General features: G+C 70.5%; 15 protein-coding genes. 2 read left to right on the forward strand and 13 right to left on the reverse strand.

What is annotated here, in order from left to right:
- Positions 1-15 precede the first annotated feature (15 nt).
- Positions 16-816 carry a Stf0 family sulfotransferase gene (locus ABGB19_RS11505; protein ID WP_347686069.1) on the forward strand — a complete coding sequence of 267 codons (801 nt, stop codon included), beginning with the start codon at positions 16-18 and terminating at the stop codon, positions 814-816.
- 10 nt (positions 817-826) lie between these two features.
- Here ABGB19_RS11505 and ABGB19_RS11510 read toward each other — a convergent pair whose 3' ends face one another.
- Positions 827-1,588, reverse strand: a complete 762-nt coding sequence (locus tag ABGB19_RS11510; protein ID WP_347686070.1) for a trans-aconitate 2-methyltransferase — start codon at positions 1,586-1,588, stop codon at positions 827-829.
- 62 nt (positions 1,589-1,650) lie between these two features.
- On the opposite strand from ABGB19_RS11510, the gene ABGB19_RS11515 reads away from it, so the two are divergent.
- Positions 1,651-2,847, forward strand: coding sequence for an alpha/beta fold hydrolase (locus ABGB19_RS11515; protein WP_347686071.1), 1,197 nt, complete (start codon positions 1,651-1,653; stop codon positions 2,845-2,847).
- On the opposite strand, the gene eccE is transcribed toward ABGB19_RS11515, so the two are convergent.
- The 12 genes from eccE to ABGB19_RS11575 all read right to left on the reverse strand — a co-directional run bounded on the left by eccE (position 2,834) and on the right by ABGB19_RS11575 (position 18,424).
- The gene (gene eccE / locus ABGB19_RS11520) at positions 2,834-3,751 is read right to left on the reverse strand and encodes a type VII secretion protein EccE (RefSeq protein WP_347686072.1); all 918 of its coding nucleotides are present in this window, start codon (positions 3,749-3,751) and stop codon (positions 2,834-2,836) included. The two genes, ABGB19_RS11515 and eccE, sit on opposite strands and share 14 nt — an antisense overlap.
- Complete coding sequence (gene mycP, locus ABGB19_RS11525) at positions 3,748-5,106, reverse strand: type VII secretion-associated serine protease mycosin (RefSeq protein WP_347686073.1); 1,359 nt, start codon at positions 5,104-5,106, stop codon at positions 3,748-3,750. Before mycP ends, eccE begins: the two co-directional genes overlap by 4 nt.
- Positions 5,107-5,152: 46 nt before the next feature.
- Complete coding sequence (eccD, locus tag ABGB19_RS11530; RefSeq protein ID WP_347686240.1) at positions 5,153-6,538, reverse strand: type VII secretion integral membrane protein EccD; 1,386 nt, start codon at positions 6,536-6,538, stop codon at positions 5,153-5,155.
- A 32-nt stretch (positions 6,539-6,570) separates the two neighbouring features.
- Positions 6,571-7,440, reverse strand: coding sequence for an ESX secretion-associated protein EspG (locus ABGB19_RS11535; protein ID WP_347686074.1), 870 nt, complete (start codon positions 7,438-7,440; stop codon positions 6,571-6,573).
- Between the two features lie 6 nt (positions 7,441-7,446).
- Positions 7,447-7,737, reverse strand: coding sequence for a WXG100 family type VII secretion target (locus ABGB19_RS11540; RefSeq protein ID WP_347686075.1), 291 nt, complete (start codon positions 7,735-7,737; stop codon positions 7,447-7,449).
- 28 nt (positions 7,738-7,765) lie between these two features.
- Positions 7,766-8,059: a type VII secretion protein EsxS gene (locus tag ABGB19_RS11545; RefSeq protein WP_347686076.1), complete on the reverse strand. Its 294-nt coding sequence runs from the start codon at positions 8,057-8,059 to the stop codon at positions 7,766-7,768.
- A 51-nt stretch (positions 8,060-8,110) separates the two neighbouring features.
- Positions 8,111-9,685 carry a PPE family protein gene (locus ABGB19_RS11550; protein WP_347686077.1) on the reverse strand — a complete coding sequence of 525 codons (1,575 nt, stop codon included), beginning with the start codon at positions 9,683-9,685 and terminating at the stop codon, positions 8,111-8,113.
- 2 nt (positions 9,686-9,687) lie between these two features.
- The gene (locus tag ABGB19_RS11555; protein WP_347686078.1) at positions 9,688-9,996 is read right to left on the reverse strand and encodes a PE family protein; all 309 of its coding nucleotides are present in this window, start codon (positions 9,994-9,996) and stop codon (positions 9,688-9,690) included.
- Positions 9,996-13,973, reverse strand: coding sequence for a type VII secretion protein EccCa (eccCa, locus tag ABGB19_RS11560; RefSeq protein ID WP_347686079.1), 3,978 nt, complete (start codon positions 13,971-13,973; stop codon positions 9,996-9,998). The genes ABGB19_RS11555 and eccCa overlap by 1 nt, the downstream gene beginning before the upstream one ends.
- Positions 13,974-14,034: 61 nt before the next feature.
- Positions 14,035-15,603: a type VII secretion protein EccB gene (gene eccB / locus ABGB19_RS11565; protein WP_347686080.1), complete on the reverse strand. Its 1,569-nt coding sequence runs from the start codon at positions 15,601-15,603 to the stop codon at positions 14,035-14,037.
- On the reverse strand, positions 15,600-17,429 hold the full coding sequence (gene eccA, locus ABGB19_RS11570; protein ID WP_347686081.1) for a type VII secretion AAA-ATPase EccA: 1,830 nt from the start codon (positions 17,427-17,429) through the stop codon (positions 15,600-15,602). Before eccA ends, eccB begins: the two co-directional genes overlap by 4 nt.
- A 107-nt stretch (positions 17,430-17,536) precedes the next feature.
- Positions 17,537-18,424, reverse strand: coding sequence for a class I SAM-dependent methyltransferase (locus ABGB19_RS11575; RefSeq protein WP_347686082.1), 888 nt, complete (start codon positions 18,422-18,424; stop codon positions 17,537-17,539).
- Positions 18,425-18,445 lie beyond the last annotated feature (21 nt).

The raw sequence follows: 18,445 nt of genomic DNA on the forward strand, positions 1-18,445 counted from the left end.
GGGTAAGCTGCGCCCATGTCGGCTCCGACGGCCTACTTGGTTCTGGCTTCTCAGCGCAGCGGCAGCACCCTGCTGGTCGAGTCGCTGCGCGCGACCGGCGTCGCGGGCGAACCCGGTGAGTTCTTCCAGTACCTGCCCGCCACCAGCCAGTCGCCGCAGCCCAGGCAGTGGTTCGACGGCATGACCGACGATTCGATCCTCCGCCTGCTCGACCCCCTAGATGACGGCAAGCCCGACCTGGCCCCGCCGGAGATCTGGCGCGACTACATCCGCACCGTGGGCCGCACGCCCAACGGCATCTGGGGCGGCAAGCTCATGTGGAACCAGACGGCGCTGCTGCTCGACCGCGCCCACGGCCTGCCCGACCGGTCCGGCGACGGGCTGCTCTCGGCCATCCGCGACGTCATCGGCAGCGAACCGCTCCTGATCTATGTCCACCGCCCCGACGTTGTGTCACAGGCGGTTTCGTTTTGGCGCGCGCTGCAGACCCGGGTTTGGCGGGGCAGGCCCGATCCGGTCCGCGATGCTCGGGCCGAGTACCACGCGGGCGCGATCGCCCACGTGGTGACCATGCTGCGCGCTCAGGAGAATGGCTGGCGCACCTGGTTTGCCGAGGAGAACGTGGCGCCCATCGAGGTGCCCTACCCGGTGCTGTGGCGCAACCTGACCGACGTTGTCGGTGACGTCCTCGAGGCGCTCGGGCAGGACCGTCGGCTGGCGCCCGCTCCCGCGCTGGAGCGCCAGGCCGACCAACGCTCCGACGACTGGGTGGACCGGTACCGGGCGGATGCGCAACGCGACGGGCTGCCGACCTGACCGCCCGGCATCAATTCACCTGCGCCACCACGAAGATCCGCCGGAACGGGAAGAACGTCCTGCCGTCCGTCCGTCGCGGATACGCCGCATGCAGCAGCGGTATCAGCTCCGACCGGAACTTCGCCCATTCGGGATCGGTGAGCCTGCTGCGCACCGGCCGAAGCGCGGTGCCGCTGATCCATTCCAGCACCGGGTTCTCCCCCGTCAACTCGTGCACGTACGTGGTCTCCCACGCGTCGACCGCGCAGCCGGCATCGGTGAGCAGCGCCGCGTAGCCCGCCGGATCGTCGACCTGGCCGTCACGAAACGGGAAATCGCGCAGCGGCTCTGCCCACCGCTCACTACTGGCCAGTGACCGCACGGCGCGATGCGACGGCGCGTCGAAGTTGCCCGGCACCTGCATCGCGATCCACGACCCCGGCGCGAGCTGGCTCACCCACCGAACCAGTAACCGCGGGTGCTCGGGCACCCACTGCAGCGTCGCATTGCTCACCAGCACGTCCGTGTCGGGTTGCGGCGTCCACTCCCGCACGTCCCCGACGTGCGCGTCCAGGCCGCGTTCGCGCGCGGCTTCGACCATCTCCGGCGAACTGTCCCACGCCTCGACGACGGCGCCCGGCCAGCGTTGCGCGAGGCTCGCCGTGAGGTTGCCGGGGCCGCAGCCCAGGTCGACGACGCGGCGCGGCGCATCGGCCCGCACGCGCGCCAGCAGGTCGAAATAGGGCCGTCCGCGCTGGTCGGCGAAGGCGAGGTAGACGTCCGGGTTCCACATGCGGCCAGTCTGGCACCGCTTGGCGCGCCTGCTCGGCCGTTACGACGGGCTACCATTCGGACGTGACCCAATCGGACGCCGCCCCGGTGGATCCGCCCCTCCCTGTTCCCGATGTTCCCGGTGCCGACGCCAGCGTCGGCGGGCTGCCCCGTCGCGAGGAACTCACGCTTCGCCAGCGGGCCATCGTCGAGTCCTCCGCCGTCGCCGACCTCGCCCTGCGCACCGGAATCGCCTCGCTGCTCGCAGTGACCATGCTGCCGACGCTGATCGGCGGCCTGCGGCGCGAGCAGTCCCGCGCGGAACGCGAACAACTGCAGTTCTACGCCGAGCTCGCCGCCGCGCACGACCCGGCGCAGTCGTTCCCGGCCCCGACGGAGGTACCCCGGGTGGCGTCGCGAACCGCGAACCCGATCGCCGAGATCATTGCCAAGGGCCACGTCTCCAACATCCGCTTCGACAGCAGCTTCCAGGCGATCAACCCCGCACTGCGTGACCAGTGCCGCGGCTTCGAACGCAACAACGTGGTGCACGCCCAGCACTGGCGTCACGACGACGGACCGCATCCCACGCTGTGCGTCATTCACGGCTTCATGGGTTCGCCGTATCTGTTCAACGGCCTGTTCTTCTCGTTGCCCTGGTTCTACCGGTCGGGCTACGACGTGCTGCTCTACACCATGCCGTTCCACGGTCCGCGCGCCGAAAGGGGTTCACCCTTCAGCGGTTACGGGTTCTTCGCCAACGGGTTCTCCGGCTTCGCCGAGGCCATGGCGCAGGCGGTGCATGATTTCCGCTCGATCATCGACTACCTCGAGTTCACCGGTGTCGACCGGATCGCGCTCACCGGGATGTCCCTGGGCGGTTACACGTCCGCGCTGATCGCCGGCGTCGACGACCGTATCCAGGCCGTCATCCCCAACGTGCCCGTCGTCGCACCTGACCAGACCGTCGACGAATGGTTTCCCGCCAACAACGTGGTACGGCTACGAAATCTTCTGTCGCGCACCAACTCCGAACTCACCACGGCGGCGACACAGTTCTCCTCACCGCTGAACTATGTCCCGCTGGTACCCAAGGACCGCCGGCTCATCATCACCGGCCTCGGCGACCGTCTCGCTCCTCCGGAGCAAGCCGAAATGCTGTGGGAACACTGGGACCGCTGCGCGTTCCACTGGTTCCCCGGCAACCACATCCTGCACGTCAGCCAGCCGGACTACCTGCGCCGGATGACCCGCTTCATGCGCGATTTCATGTTCGACTGAGCTCGACACTCGACCCGCCCGGCCACCCGACCCCGTCCAGCAGGCCGGCGGTCAGCGGCTCGGCCGGAATGCCCAGGCGGTCGGTCGATTTCGGGTCCAGCGCGGCGAGCAGTGGCCGCTGACCGCCCCGCTGCGGAATCAGACCGGGCAGCGGCACGCCGCGAACGGCCTCCGGGGTCCGCATCGCGCACACGGCGGCAACGGTCGGCTCGGCCGCCGTGCCGGCGAACTCCACCGCGGTCCAGTTCTCGGCCGGCTGTGCCCACACCTCGGCGAGTCGCTCGGACAGCCGGTCGTCGACCGCGATTCCGTAGGCCGACACGACGCCGTGCTCGTCGCGCACCCCGCGCCATGTCTCCTTGCCCGCGCCCACCAGCGGCGTGTCGGCGGTGTCGACGACGGATGCCTCGAGGCCGGTCTCCCGGAGGTGGCCGGCGAGCCGGCGGCCGGCGATCACCGCGGTCTCGTGCAGCGGCAGTTCCGGCGAACGAGCGCGCAGCGCAACCAGGTTCGCGGACGCGTCGATGGTGAGGCTCACCCACGTCCTGCGCACCGCGCCCTGCGTGCGGCTCGTCACGCGCACCTTGTGACTGCGCACGCCGAACCGCTCGACGTACCCGGCCAGCACCGGCAGCGAGAGACCCACACCCGCCGGGTCGTCGACGCGCACGACCACCGTCGCCCGATCGGCGCTCTGCTGTCTGGGCGTGGAGTGGTTGCGCCGGAACACCGCCCACCGTCGCGCCACGATGGTCGTGACGAACTGGCCGCGCCACCAGGCGAACACGACCGCGAGCACCGCGGCGGCGATGCCCAACAGCCACCAGTCGACGTTCGACTGCCACGGGTACGCCATGGCCGCCGGGACGATGAACAGCAACGCCAAAGCGATTCGGATGGTCACGGTGTCTCCTCGATGGTTCTGCGACGGTGTACCGCGACCGCGGCGGCGACGGCCGCGATCAGGGCCAGCACCCCGGTGCCGACGAACGCGACGGTGCGCGGCGTGCCGTCGGGCGGGGCGGGCTGCTGCGGGGCGGCCACGGGTTGCGGCTCGGGTCCGGTGTCGCCCCGGACGGAGTCGGTGACATCCCACGTCAGCGCCGCAACGGGATCCACCAGGCCGTAGCCGGTCAGGTTCGACGGCGCACGGGCGGCGCCGTGGGCGCCCGCGGTCAGCCGGTCGATCACCTGGTGCGCGGTCAACTTGGGAAAACGACTGCGCACCAACGCCGCAACACCGGACACGTACGCCGCCGCGAAGCTCGAACCGTTGAGCCCGAAGAGCCGGCCCTGCTCGTCGGGCAACGCGTTGGCCAGGCCGCCGCCCTCACCGTTGCCCACCGAGACGACGTCCTGCCCGGGCGCGGCGATGCCCACCCACGGACCCGCCATCGTGAACGCCGATGGGCGTCCCGCGGGATCGAGGGACGCGACCGCCAGCACATACGGCTGCCACCACGACGGGATGGACACCGACGTGACGGCCGACCAGTTGCGCGGATCCTCGGGCCTGCCGGGGTCTGACAGCGGGTTCGACGGACAGGCCGAGCCGGGGTTGAGCCCCGCCTTGTTGTTACCGGCCGCCGCGACGATCACCGCGTCCCTGTCGACCGCGGCATACCGCAGCGCAGCGCCGAGTTCGTTCTGGTCGACGGCCTCGCTGACCGGCAGACAGGTGACGGCCGAGATGTTGATGACGCGAGCGCCGAGGTCGGCGGCGCGGACGACCGCGCGGGCCAGCGTTGCGACGTCGAATGCGACGCGTGCCGTCGCCGCGTCCTGGCCGGTGTCGCGCGGTGAGAACCGCGCCGAGGTCGAGCGGATCGACAGCACCCGCGCCGCAGGTGCGACGCCGGAGAACCGGTCGGGCCCCGGTTGGCCCGCGATCAGGCCGGCCACCAGAGTCCCGTGTCCGTCGCAGTCGGTCAGTCCGTCGGTGGACTCGAGGAAGTCGCCGCCCGGGTCGACGTTGGGAAGCCGCGGGCCCGGCTTGACGCCGGTGTCGATCACCGCGACGAGCTGCCCGTCGCCGCGGCTGTACCGCCACGCGCCGTCGAGGTTGAGCATCGACCGGTTGGGGTTGTGCGCACCGGGGTCGACCCCCGGCAGGACACCGGTGCTGACGCACGGACTGCGCTGCGCCATCGGCTGGACGGGACCGGCGGCGCCCGACGGCGGCACCGCTCCCGCGTCGATGTGTGGAGGTGTGACAGCTTGCGCCGCAGGGCAACTCGAGCCCGCGACGGCGACGGTCACCGCTGCGAACGCAACCCCCCGACGCCACTGCGCTCTCACCGATGCCTCATCGGTTCAACACCCAGGCGAACAGTCCGACGAGGTGGGCCAGCACCGGGATCACCGAGGCGTCGACACCGGAGGCCAGGAACCCGACCAGACGGCGCATCGGCAGCGAGTAGGTGTCGGGCGAGGCGACCCGCGGGAACAGGGCCGCGGCCACCCATACGCCCGTCAACCCGGTCAGCGCGGCCAGCGCCCACCACGCCGCCGGGTACCGGCCGTCGGCGGCGAACACCACGAGGAAGGACAGGGCCAGCAGGAACGGCTGAGCCAGCAGCCAGGCCTTGCACGGCGCCGAATCCCACACCCGGGCCCGCAGCACCGCACCCAGCGCCACCGCGACCGCGATGTACCACGCCCAGTACGAAGCCCCCTGCGGCGCAGCCAGAGTCAGGGCTCCTGCGGTCGCCAGCAAGACACCGCCCGCGATGAACCCCGTCTGATGCGAGTCGCTGAGACGCACCCGCCGCGGAAGATCGGCCAGCACCTTCAGCGACGGCGCCGACGGCGCGGGGTCGCCGGGAGCGGGGATCACCGGGACGGGCAGGCGTGACCACAACGCCGAGAACTGAGCGGCCTGCACGGTGACCAGCAGCGCCGACACGACCAGGACCGACCCGACGATCACGGAGTCGACGTCCCAGATCGCCTCCGCTCCCGCGGTGATCACGGCGCCGACGCCGGCGACGGTCGCGGCGGTGAACACCGCGACCGCGCGCTGGGCCACGGTGATGCTCATGATCGACCATGCCGTCACGCCCGCGGCGGCCAGCAGCACCTGCGACGGCCCGAACTCACCGGGCACCGCGAGGCCCAGGGCCGCGGCGATCGGCACCAGCGCGCTCACCGAGAGCGCGGTGCCCAGTCGGGGCGTGCGGGCCCAGGTGACCAGCGCACCCAGCACCGTCAGCACCGCGATGGTCGCCGTCGCGAACAAGCCCCAGTAGCCGCCCGTGGCGACGCGGTGGACGCCCGCGAGCGCGGTGGCGACCAGGGCCAGGCCGATGACGGCTGCCGCTGCACCACGTTGGATGTGCGCTGCGCCCCAAGGCTTTTCGCGGGCAGCCGAGAAGATCACCGCGGCGTCGCCGATGTCCTCCACGATGGGCGGGGCCGGCGGGCCCGCCGGGAGTGGCTGCAGCACGAGCAGGTCGCCGTCGACGACGCCGACCGTGTCGAGCGTCGCGTCGAGGCTGAACGGCGCACCACCGACCGGCGCCAGCGAAAGTGCGACGGGACCGGTGGCACCGGACTCGTCGTCGGAGGGCGCCGCCATCCGGCGCACCGCGGGCAGGATCTCGCGCAGCGGAAGTTCGGTCGGCAGGGCCATGTCCGTGACTCGACCGCCCGTGTCTCCGGCGGCGAGCACGGCGACACGAACGACGGGCATTGACGGCATGGATGCCAAGGATGGTGTGTCGGTCAACTGGCTGTCTGGCGCCATTGCTCTTCCGTTCTGTTCTCAGTTCCGAAATCTCTGGTCAGGTTCAGGTGGGGGAACCATGCCCCGTCGGGCAGCGTCGCGGTCAACCGCTCGACCGCGGTGGCGATCGCGAGCGGCGTGCCCGTGGTGAATGTCGACACCCACTCGCCGTCGAAGGCCTTCGTCGGGTGGACCAGGACGCGGCCTTCGGTGGTGTCGACGACGCTGACCCCGACATCGGTGCTCACGCGGTGGCCGTCGCGATGGTCGCCCGCGACGATCTCCACATAGCTGCGACCCGGCGCGTACGCGGCCGCGACGACGGGCCGTGCGCCCGGCGGGATTCCGAGGAACTCGACCACCTCGGCGAGCGCGGCGCCGGTGCGCAACCGCTCGTCGGCGCGTGCGCCGATCCGGGCGGGAATGGTGAACTCCTCAAAGCGGGCGGGCGACCGGCCGGACAGTCCCGCGGTCAGGATCGGGACCAGTGCTTGCGGGTGGCCGACATCGAGTGCCGTGAACGTGACCAGGCCGCCGCCGCGCAGGGCGACGACCGTGTAGCCGTCGCGTCGCCCGACGTGTCCGCGCAGTATGCGGCCCGATCCGCCGACGAACCGGAGTTCGAGCCAGCGGCGGGCCCGGCACGTCGTCGTGACCCATTGGCGGACAGCGGGATCGACGGCCCCGTCCTCGGCAACGACGCCAAGCGCCGCAAGTTCGGCGGACATCCTGGTCTCGAACGCCGCCCGCTCCGACTGGTCGCGGTAGGGCGGGGTGATGGCGAGGACCCACGGAAATCCGCCGGCGCCAAGCGTATCGGCGAGAAACCAGGCCTGCTCGGCGGTCAGCTCGACTGCGTTAGCGGCCACCGAGGTTCAGCCGCCCCATTTTGCGCCTTCGGCCTGATCGCGGGCGCTCATCGACATGGTGTTCTGCTCGTGGGTGGCTGCCATCGCGCGGTATGCACGCACCAGTTCCTCGAGGCCGGCGTTCCACTGCGCCTGCCACGCCTGGTAGCTCATGCCGGTGTCACCCTGCCACGCGCCGGCGAGCGCGGCCTGCTCGCTGGCGATGTCGGCCCCGACGCCGTGCAGCGCCCCGGCGTACCCGGCCATCTCGCCCGAATGGGCCAGCATCGCCGGGTAGTTGTACATGATCTGGGACATCAAATTCTCCCTTGGGTCAGTTGGACGTTCAGATACCGGTGTAGGTGCTGGCCGCCGCGGCGTCCTCGGCCACGTAGACGCCCGCCGCGTCGCCGAGGTTGGCCTGCGCGATGTCGAGCAGCGAGTTGATCTTGGCCGAGACCTCGATGAAGCGGGCGTGCGCGGCCTGGAAGGCGGCCGACGACTCACCCATGTGGAAGGCCTGCGCCGACTGGGCGGCCTGCTCGGCCTGGGCCATGGTGCTGCGCATCAGGGCCGCCTTGGCGGAGAACGCCGCCTCGGATGAGACGAGCTGTGGGATGTGAGCGTCCAGGAGGCTCATGTGTTGTCCTTTCGGATGGTGTGCGGTGGACGATTCGGTCGGTCCGATCGATCAGGTGCGCTCTCCCCCCTGGTGATCCCAGTCGCCGGGTAGCAGGGGCTCGGTGGGTCCACCGCCGAACGAGTCGCCGGCGAGCTCGGTGAGACCGGTGGCCTGTTCGGTGCCGGACTTCGTCGCCGCACCCGTGAAACCGACGGTCCCCGCGCCGCGTTCGGACGCGGCCACGTGCGGGCGACGCACCGGCTCGGGTGGAGTGTCGGGTTCGGATTCGTAGTCCATGTACGCGTCGGCGTACTGACGCTGGTGGATCCGCTGGCCGCGGTGACGCCGCGCCTTGCGCTTCGCCAGCGACGACGCCGCGGCCGCCGCAGCAGCGGACGCGGCGATATCGGAGGCGGGCGCCTTGGCGCCGGTACCCTCCCGCAACGTCGGGGTTTCGCCGCCGCCGGGGCCGGGAGGCCCGATCGCGTACGGCACCGCGGCCCCCACACCCGGCGCGGGCGCACTCGGGGCGGGCGCGGAGCCGGCGCTCACCGACGGTGAGGGTGCGGCAGGCGCACTGGGCACGGTCGGGGAGACCGACGTGAAGGCAGGCAGCGATACGGCACGCGGCACCGGCGACTGCTGCGCGGCTGGGGCAGGCGCGGGCGCGGGGGCCGGTGCGGACGGAGGCGGTCCCATCTTGCCGAGATACTCGTTGAGGAAGTAACTCCCGACTCCGAGGCCGATCGCCAGCAGCGGCTGCAGCAGGAGCTGTGGGTAGGTCAGCGACGCGCCGACCCATGAGACCGCTTGATACGCAACGGCGAACAGGAACGGGCCGTACTGCACCAGGGTCGGTCCCGGGTTGGTCAACAGGCCGGTGACCAGCTGGATGGTGTTGCCGACCGGATCCTGGAAGTACGTCAGGATCGGCTCGAACAGCGAGTAGGTGTATTCGCTGTACGCCTGGTAGAACTGCGCGAACACCTGCAGCAGGCTGTTGATGAAGTCCGCGTTGTTCAACGCCGCGCCGGAGTCTGCCGCCGTCAGCTGTGCGAAGGACTGCTGCGCGGTGGCCGCACTCGAACCCGCCTCGCCCACACCGGGAGCCAGCAGCATCGGTGCCGGTGCGGTCGTCGGCGCAGCGGCCACCGCCGCCCCCGAGACCGCCTGATAGGTGCTCATCGTCGTCGCGGCCTGGATCCACATCCGCACGTAGTCGGATTCGTTCAGCGCGATCGGGATCGTGTTGATGCCCAGGAAGTTCGTGGCCAGCAGCACCGCGTGCGTGGCGTGATTGAGCGCCAACTCCGCGAGCGTCGGCATGGTCGCCAGCGCCGTCGAGTACGCCGCGGCGGCCGTGTCGTGGGCGGCGGCCGTCGCCGCGCTGTTCGCACTCGCTTGGGCCAGCCACGCCAGATACGGCGCGTGCGCGGCGACGTACTGCTCGGCGCTCGGGCCCTCCCAGGCGCCGCCCTGCACCGCGCCCAACAGGCCGGTCAATTCGGCTGCGGCCGTGTAGTATTCGGCGGCCAACGACTGCCACGCCCCCGCGGCCGCCAACAGCGGCCCCGGACCGGGCCCGCTGCTGAGCATGGACGAATGCACCTCCGGAGGGAGGGCCATCCAGATGGGGGCGGTCACGATCAGCTGCCGGCGACCAGGTAGGACGTGGCGGCCATCGCGTCACCGCTGGCGTAACTGGTGCCGGACTCGCCGACGCCGACGCCGGACCGGCCCAGCTCCTCCACGCCGTGCGCGGCGATCGTGTTGTGCTGCACGCCGTGGGCGCTCAGGGCGGCGGCGGTCTGCAGCGACACCGCATCGGCGGCGGGCGGCACCACCGAGGTGATCACGGGTGCGGCCGCGGCGTGGGCGGCGGCCAGTCGCGCGGTGAGCGCCTCGACGGCGGCACTCGCCGCGAACAAGCCCTCGGGAACGACGCGCAGAGTCATCAGTTGTACTCCCTTCCTGAGTTTCTGGAATGGCCTCCGGCACCGCCCGGGACGGCGTCCGCGGCCGGGTTGACGAGCTGCAGGAACGTCGGGCCGTCACCGTCGTCGAGCAACATCGCGCGGCCGGCGGGCAGCCGGCGGAACCGGTGACCCCTGATCTTGCCGCTGTCCTGCGGGTTGCCCGACATCATCAGGATGTTGGCCTGCAGCTCGTTGAGGCGGCGCAGCAGGGGCGCCGTCATCAGGGCGTGCGCCGAACCGGTCGCTCGCGCAGTGACGATGACGCGCAGCCCCAATTCGGCGGCCTGCGAGGCCAACCCGATGATCCCCGTCCACGGTCGCTGTCCGGCGAACGGACCGCCGGCAGCGGGCGCGTCCGGGATCTGGTCGACGTCGTCGACGATCAGGTAGTGAATGTGGCCGTCCTGATCGGATCGGTAGGTCCAGCCGCTGAGCTGCTGCGGGGTCAGACCGGCCGGCGGGCGCCGCTTCTCCAGCAGCGCGGTGAGGCCGAGCATCGCCGGGGTGATCCGGTCGATGTTCGGGGTGTACTCGTTGTCCGGGAACAAGGGCTCGTCGACCAGGTGCAGACGGCGGTCGATCACCGTGAACGCGACGCGGTCCGGCGTCGAGTGCTCCCGGATCGTGCGAATCACGTGACGCAGCAACGTGGTCTTGCCGGACTTGGCATCGCCGAACACCATCAGCAGCGGGTTTCGATCGAAGGCCAACGACACCGCCGCCAGATCCTCCTCGCGCTGGCCGATGACGATCCGCTCGGTCGCCGGGTACAGCGGCGCGACCCCGCTCGGAGCCAGATCGTGCGGCAGCAGCCGCACCGGCGGGGCCGACACCCCGAGGTGCCGGGCATTGATGACCGCGATGTCCGACAGCGACGGTTCGGCGAACAGGAAGTGCTCGGCGGCCATCGTCAAACCGCGGCCCGGCTGGTCGGCGGGCACCGCCTCGGCGGGTCGCCGCAGCGCACCCGTCACGCGCACGTTGCTGTCGCGTGCGTCGGGCAGCTTGAGCTCGAGCCGCAAGCCGAGCCCGTCACGTATCGCCAACGGCACCTCGAGCCAGTTCGGGGTGGTGATGACGACGTGGATGCCGTAGGCCATGCCGGTGTTGACCAGCTCGGTCACCTTCGCCAGCAACGGGTTTCGCGTGTTGAAGGTATCGGTGTTGTCACGGCTGAACGCGTACAGGTTGTCGATGACGAGAAATACCTCGCCGTACTCGTCACGCTCGCCGTTACCCGAGTGGCCCCGCGCTTGCCGCGCTCGCAGCAGCTGCTCGAGCTCACCGAAGGTGCGTCGGATGCGCTCCGGCTCGAGCGGGGACGCCACACTGCCGACGTGGGCGAGGCCGTCGAGCTCACGCAGCTGACCGCCGCCGTAGTCCAGGCAGTAGAACGTGACGTCGCGGGGCGAGTGCAGCGCAGCGGCCGAGAGGATGAACGTCTGCAGCGCGGTGGTCTTGCCCGACTTCGGACCGCCGTGGATCAACACATTGGCCGCGGCAGACGTCGCGTCGAAGACGAGCGGGTCGCGCCGCATCGCGAACGGGCGGTCGATCTCGCCGAGCGGCCAACGCCATTGGCGCTCCGGCACGTCCGGGCGGGCCAGCAGCTCGTCGAGGGCGACGGGTTCGTCGAGCGGCGGCAGCCACAACCGCGGCGCCTTCGGCCCGTAATGCGCCAGCTGGTCACCGATGGTGGCGATGAGCTTGCGCGGCCGGCGGTCCTCGTGCACGGCCGGGTCGGAGGCCACGACCGTGTCGGCAGGGGCGTCGACGTGTCCCGCCGTGAACAGTTGCGGTACCGGAACCGACTGCACGACAACGGACCTCTGGACGCGCGGCGGGTCGTAGATGCCGTCGACATAGATGCTGCGGAACTTGACCGGCATCGCGCCGGGGGCGGGAACCAGATAGCCCTCACCCTTGTGCTCCGGTCCCGCCTCGATGTGGAACGCGTCCTCGACGCCGATGATCTGGCGGCTCACCGCCGGGCTCGCGACCTTCAACCCGATGCGGTACGAGGTGTTCTTGTCGATGTCCTTGATCCGGCCGATGTCGAGCGTCTGCGACGCGAACAGGAGGTGGATGCGGAAGGAACGGCCCTTACGCGCCACGTAGTCGAACAGGTCGGCGTACTCGGGGTGGTCGGCCAGCATCAGCGAGAACTCGTCGGCCACGACGAGCAGCGTCGGAATCGGCGGAAGGTCGTGGCCGGCGGCGATGGCGGCCTCGTACTCACGCACCGAATTGAAGGCGCTGCCCTGCACCCGGCGACCGGCTTCCATCAACACCTGCTCGCGGCGGGCGACCTCACCCCGCAGCGTGTCGGCGAACCGGTCCGCCAGGGAACGCTTCTCGGCCATGTTGGAGATCACCGCGACGACCTGTGGGAAGTCCCGGAAGATGTCGGCGCCGGCCTCACCCTTGAAGTCGGCGTAGATCACGATCAACCGGTCGGCCGGATGCGTTGTCAACAGCGACAACAGGATCGACATCAGCGTCTGCGACTTGCCGGAGCCGGTCATGCCGATCATCAGGCCGTGCGGTCCCATACCGCCCTCGGCCTCGTCCTTGAGATCGAAAACCAGCGGTTCACCCGTTGCCGTCACCCCGATGGGCACGCGCAGCTCGTCGGCGCGTGGGCGCGGCGCCCAGAGGCTCGCCACGTCGAGCGCCGCCGCATCGGGGATGTCGAGGAGCGTCGAGAAGGTGGCCAATCCGGCACTGCTGGTCCGCGCATGGCCGGGGTTGGAGTCCCACCGAGACAGCCGGCGCGCGATGTGACGCGCGGTGGCGACGTCGAGTTCATCGGCGGCGTCGACATAGGGCGCCCACCCCCCGGTCTGCCACCGCTCCAGCCGGCCGTCGACGACGCGCACGATCGGGCGCTCCGGGTCGGCGTACTGCTCGCGGTGCGGCGGCTCGGAGGTGCGGTGCACCAGCGTCACCCCGGCCAGGCCGCCGCGCGGCACCAATGCGTTCGGGTCGGTGTCGGGATCGTCGACGATGATCAGCATGTGCTTGGCGCTGACGTCGTCGGCCGTGCCGAACGGGACTCGGTCGTCGAGCAGCGGGTCGAGCAGCGTGCGCAGCTGACCGGCGTCGCGCGCCAGATACCGTGCCGGCCCCGCGCCGTCGACCTGCCCGGGTATGTCGTTGTGCGGCAGCCACTTCAGCCACGACCAGTCGTCGCTCTCGATATCCGGCGACACCAGTGCGACGCCGAGCACCGCGGGATCGTGCCAGGTGACCGCCTGCGTGATCCACGCCCGCAGTGCGCCGCGCACGTCGGGATCATCGCCGAGCACCGTGATGCGCGAGACCTTCGCCAGGTCGATGCCCGACGGCACCGCCCGCACCGTCCGCTGCACATCGAGCAGACCGCGTAACGCGCTGTGCGACAAGGGTTCCAGGTCGACTTCGTCCACACTGTCCTTCACCCGCAGCGTCGCGTTGAGCGGGGCGTCGTGCAGTCCCGTGCGGACCACCAGGAAGTCGGCGTCGTGGGGATCGCGTTCCCACTGCCTGCGGGTGCCGGGCACCTCGCTGAGCAGGCCGGGCTCGGGGTGCGACCATTCCAGCGCGGCACGCTGCTCGGCGGCGTGGGCCCGCACGTTGTCGCGCACCACCGACAGGTAGCGCAGGTAGTCGGCGCGTTCGGCGTCGACCTCCTCGGTGCGCATCTTGTTGTCGGTGCCGCGGTAGAGCGCGGTCGCGGCGAGCAGCAGGACGAACGGGAAGAACAGCGTCGTCGGCGAGATGAGACGCATGCCGGTGGCGACCAGCGCCACGATCATGCCCACGATCAGGATGACGATCAGGTAGGGCAGCACCCTGCGCAGCAGCGACGGCGGAACCATCCGCGGCAGCTCCGGCGGGGGCTCGATCGCGATGGTGCCCGGTCGCGTCGTCGGCGCCGGGATGCGCCGACGCGCCTGAAAGATGAGCCGGCTCACGCGCCGACCTCGCAGGCTCGGCCGGCGCGTGCTGGCCCGATGGTTCGCTCGCAAGCTTCGCTCACGGAATCTCCCTCACGACGGCGGGTCGGGGGTCGGCTGCGAGCGCATCGTGGGCCAGCAACGCGTCGGCACGCGACAGCGTCGGACCGGGCGCGAACTGGCTCAGCATCGACCAGGGTATCGGCAGGATCGGCGGGGTGAGCCCGAGCGCGGTGATGGACTCCTTAGCTCCGTCGGCGTCCAGGCCGTAGCGGACCCCGGTGTCGCTGAGCCAGAAGGCAGCACCACTGGTCGCTAGCGGTGAGGCGCCTAGAAAAACCGGGCCGTCCTGGCCGACGCTGGTGACCAGATAGCCCCGTCCGGGTGTGATCGCGACCCGGTTCGCGGTGGACCCCGAGCCCGCGCCGACGAGGGTGACCGTGCGCAGCCCGTCGGACACCGGCAGCGTGACGCCGGAGAGCAGCTCGAGGGTGCTTGCGGTCGCGTCGGCGGGCCGCCTCCACCGGGCGCAGGTCAGCGGCGCGTCGGCGGCCTCGACCAGGGTGATCTGCTCGCTCGGGTAGGCGTCGGTGTCGATGACCGTCGCGACGGGCAGGCGTGCGACGTCGTCGGCGCCCAGGCGGGGCGGCTGATCGAGCCCGTACGAGTCGGTGTTGCGCAGGATCGCCGCAAGCACGGGCGAGATCGGCTGCAACCCATCGAGAAGGACGGCGTAGTGACGAAGCGTGTTGTCGGTGTCGAAGGATGCCACCACGGCGCCGACCGGCGCGGGGACCGGCAACGCGAAGCGCGGTGGCTCACCGGCTCCCGGGATCGCGGGTGCGCGCAGCGCTGGCGCCTCCGGCACGGCGTTGAACAGGCCGGGGGCGATCGGGCGCGCCTCTGGGCGGTCACCATGCAGGCCCAGTGCACTGGTGACCGCGCGGTCGTCGAGATCGATGGGGCTGCGGCGGCCGTCCCACAGCAGCCACGTGCCGGCGTTCGGCCCGCCGGCGTTGGCGGCCAGGATGCCCTCGCCTGCGGGCAGCGCACCGGCGCGTTCCCCGCCCCCGTTCAGCGGGCCGGCGATCATCGTGACCCCGGCCGACGGCCCGGACACCCCGTCGCACACGGTCCAGTCGGCGTCACGAGTCATGTTCTGCACCATGCGTTCCGGCGCACCCGGGATACCGATCAGGTTGCCGCGCGGGAACTGGTCGATCTCACTGGTCTTGACCGTCGTCGGGTTGTCCGGGCGGCCGGCGATCAGGCGCGCCGAGGTCAGGTTGAGCACCGGGTGCAACTGGTCGCCGAGACGCACGTACAGCGCGGAGGTGGTGCGGTCGGCGAGGATCGCGTCGTCGCCCGCCACCCCGCCGGGCCGGATCAGCGAGAAGACGAAGCAGCCCGCCAGGCCGGTGATGAGCACGAGCGCACCGACGAGCACCGCGCGCGACTGCGTGCGCAGCGGATCGACGAGCATGCGGGTGTCGTGCAGCGCGACGCCGGACGCGATGCGGCGCATGACGAATCGCCAACCGGACACCTGGTGCCGGGTGACGAACCCGCGCCGGTACACGACCCGGTCGGGGTTCTCGTTGGCCGGTGTCCTGGAGGTGAACGTGCGGCGGTCCTGCTCGTCGGTCATTTGGGCACCGTCAGGCCGAGGCCGCGCAACAGCGGGAAGGCGGACTTCATGGTGTCCTCGTCGGTGATCGTCATCAGCTCGTCATCGGTGAAGTCGTGGGCTTCGCCCAGTTGCGGGGAATGGTCGAGGCGGTACTCGCGTTCCTCCTCGGACCGTTCGACCAGGTTGCGCACGAAGCGGCCGTTGCCGGCGATGTCGAGATTGCGCCGCTCCACGCCATTGCCGTCCGGCGTTGTGGCGGTTGCCAACTGGCCGAACAGCGACTCCATGTGCGCGAGCGCGGCCGGTTCGAAGACGCTGTCGCGCTTCTCCGCCATCCGCACGGCGATCTCGACCAGTTCGTGGGCGGTGTAGGACGGGAAGTCGATGCTGCGGGTGAAGCGAGACCGCAGACCTTCGTTGGTGTCGAGGAACGCGTCGAGGTCCTTGCGGTAGCCCGCGATGATGACGACCAGCCGCTCGCGGTCGTTTTCCATGCGTGCCAGCAGCGTGTCGATGGCGACGAGGCCGAAGTCGTTCTTGGCGCCCGTCGACACCAGGGCGTAGGCCTCGTCGAGGAAGAGCACGCCGTCCAGCGCGCTGTCGATGATCGCGTTGGTCTTGGCCTCGGTCTCGCCGATGTGCTGGCCGATCAGGTCGGCGCGGTGCACCTCGCGGACGGTCTCCTTCTTGAGAATGCCCAAGCCGCAATAGATCTTGGCGACGACCCGCGCAATGGTCGTCTTACCGGTGCCCGGGGGGCCGGCGAACACGAGGTGGTTGGTGCGCTGGGCGACGGTCAGCCCGCGCTCCTGCCTGCGGATCGCCATCGCGACCGAACTCTTCAGCCGCGCGACCTGGTACTTGACCTCCTCGAGGCCGATGAACTCCGCGAGTTCGGCCTCGGCCTCGATCAGCAGGTGCGCCTTGCGCTCCTTGGCTCCGGGATCGACGAAATCGGCTTCGGTAGGCTCGGTTTCGGGATCCCACGGGTCCGTGCGCGCCTCGATGCGCGCCGCCGTCGTCGGCACGATGCCGTACGAGGTGTCCGACAGCGCGATCTCGACCTGTTCGTTATCCGGGTTGGCGGCGTAGAGCTCGGCGAGCACGTCGGCGGCGTCGAGGTCCTCGCCCTGCGCGCGCAGCGACAGCGCCTTGACCAGCGTGCCGTCCACAGTCGCGATGTCGACGGGGCCGGCCGGCTCCTCGAGGTAGGACAGCGCGGGCGCGAACATGCCGAGCCGGGCGAGCGCGGTGCCGAGCGCGACGCGCACCGCGTGGGTGTACGCCTCGTCCAGCTTGGCGTCGTTGACGATCGGGGTGAGCAGGCGCACGACGTCCGACCAGCGCTCGGTGCGGTAGTACATCGCGACGCGGACCCAGCGGGCTGCCAGCCAGTGCGGCCGCCGCGTGATCAGGGGATCGATCAGTCTGTCGGCGCCCGCGTAGTCACCGGCGTCGCACAGCGTCACCGCGTATGCCAGGGCGAAGTCATCCGGCCTCGACGCGCTGAACTCCAGGTACAGCCCGGTGTCGTAGGTGAAGGACAGGTCGCCCTCGGCGAGTTGGACATGGCGCTGCAGCACGCCTGCCGTCGGCACGGTGCGCCAGACGCCTTCGATCACCCGCGCGCTGGTATCGCCCGCGGCGGCCAGGCCCGTCCAGGCGTCGCACTGCTCGCTCGCGATCCGGGTGAGTTCGGCGAAGCCGGATCGCGCCGCGATGGGGTCAGGTGGTCGACGCCGGTCGTGTACCGACAGACCCAGGGCCCGGCAACACGTCGCAAAGCGGCTCGCCACGTCCTGGTCGACGCGCGGTGTCGCAGCAAAATCGGTAGGTAGCGGCACGCGCCGTCGTCTCCCCCTGGTTATGGCAGGCTAACTTTCGCCTGCAAGTTAGCATTGCATAAGCTAACTGTCGAGACGCACGATACCTGCCCACCAGGTGAGGCCGGTCACTTCTTCACGGCGCTCACCAAGCTGATTGTGCTGGTCATCGCCCCTGCCTCGGAGTCGTTCGCGGGGACCGGACGACCGCTCGCTCGCAGCCGGTCGGGCAACGGTGTCGCCTCGGCACGCCAGCCCCGCCGGCCGAACCACCGCGCCGCCGGTTCGTGTTGCTCGTTGTAGACCAGCGTGAAGAAGGTGTCCTCCTCGCCGGCGGCGCGCTCCTGCTCGCGCTTGGCCGCAAACATTTCCGCATCCATCGGCGCCGCATCTTCGACGGCGGCATGGCTGCCCGGCGCGGCCAGCGAGTCGATGCCGGTGAACAACTGCTGCTGCGCGGTCGCGGGCAGATAGATGAGGAGGCCCTCGGCGATCCACGCCGACGGCTTCGACGGGTCGAATCCGTGCGCACGAAGCGCGTGCGGCCAGTCGTCGCGCAGGTCGATTGCGACCTCGCGCCGCTCGGCGGTCGGAGTGCGGTCGGCCAGGGTCAGCCGCTTGAACTCGAGCACCTGCGGCTGGTCGAGTTCGAACAGCACGGTCCCGTCAGGCCAGTCCAGGCGGTAGCCGCGCGAGTCGAGGCCGGCGGCCAGCAGCACGACCTGACGCACACCGTCGGCCGCCGCGTCGCGGAAGTAGTCGTCGAAGTACTTGGTCCGCACGGCCTGGAAGTTGACGAAGTCTCGGCCGAACTCGGTGTTGAGGGTGTGGTCGGGGGCGTTGCCGTCGAGCAGTCCGGCCCACTCGCCGCCGACCGCGCGGCAGAGGATCTCCGCGAACGGGTCCAGCGCGAGGGGGTCGGGTTTCTGTGCCTCCAGCGCGCGGGTGGCGGCGACGAACAGGGCCGTCGAGCCGACGCTGGTGGTGATGTCCCAGGTGTCGTCCTCGGAGCGCATGGCGTCGTTATACGCCGCGAA

The sequence above is a fragment of the Mycobacterium sp. B14F4 genome (genome assembly GCF_039871645.1).
Taxonomy (GTDB): Bacteria; Actinomycetota; Actinomycetes; order Mycobacteriales; family Mycobacteriaceae; genus Mycobacterium.

Excerpts from the sequence above, each read along its gene's own strand:
- ABGB19_RS11505 (WP_347686069.1), top strand. The coding sequence starts at position 16 with ATGTCGGCTCCGACGGCCTACTTGGTTCTGGCTTCTCAGCGCAGCGGC.
- ABGB19_RS11510 (WP_347686070.1), bottom strand. The coding sequence starts at position 1,588 with ATGTGGAACCCGGACGTCTACCTCGCCTTCGCCGACCAGCGCGGACGG.
- eccD (WP_347686240.1), bottom strand. The coding sequence starts at position 6,538 with ATGCCCGTCGTTCGTGTCGCCGTGCTCGCCGCCGGAGACACGGGCGGT.
- ABGB19_RS11540 (WP_347686075.1), bottom strand. The coding sequence starts at position 7,737 with ATGTCCCAGATCATGTACAACTACCCGGCGATGCTGGCCCATTCGGGC.
- ABGB19_RS11545 (WP_347686076.1), bottom strand. The coding sequence starts at position 8,059 with ATGAGCCTCCTGGACGCTCACATCCCACAGCTCGTCTCATCCGAGGCG.
- ABGB19_RS11555 (WP_347686078.1), bottom strand. The coding sequence starts at position 9,996 with ATGACTCTGCGCGTCGTTCCCGAGGGCTTGTTCGCGGCGAGTGCCGCC.
- eccB (WP_347686080.1), bottom strand. The coding sequence starts at position 15,603 with ATGACCGACGAGCAGGACCGCCGCACGTTCACCTCCAGGACACCGGCC.
- ABGB19_RS11575 (WP_347686082.1), bottom strand. The coding sequence starts at position 18,424 with ATGCGCTCCGAGGACGACACCTGGGACATCACCACCAGCGTCGGCTCG.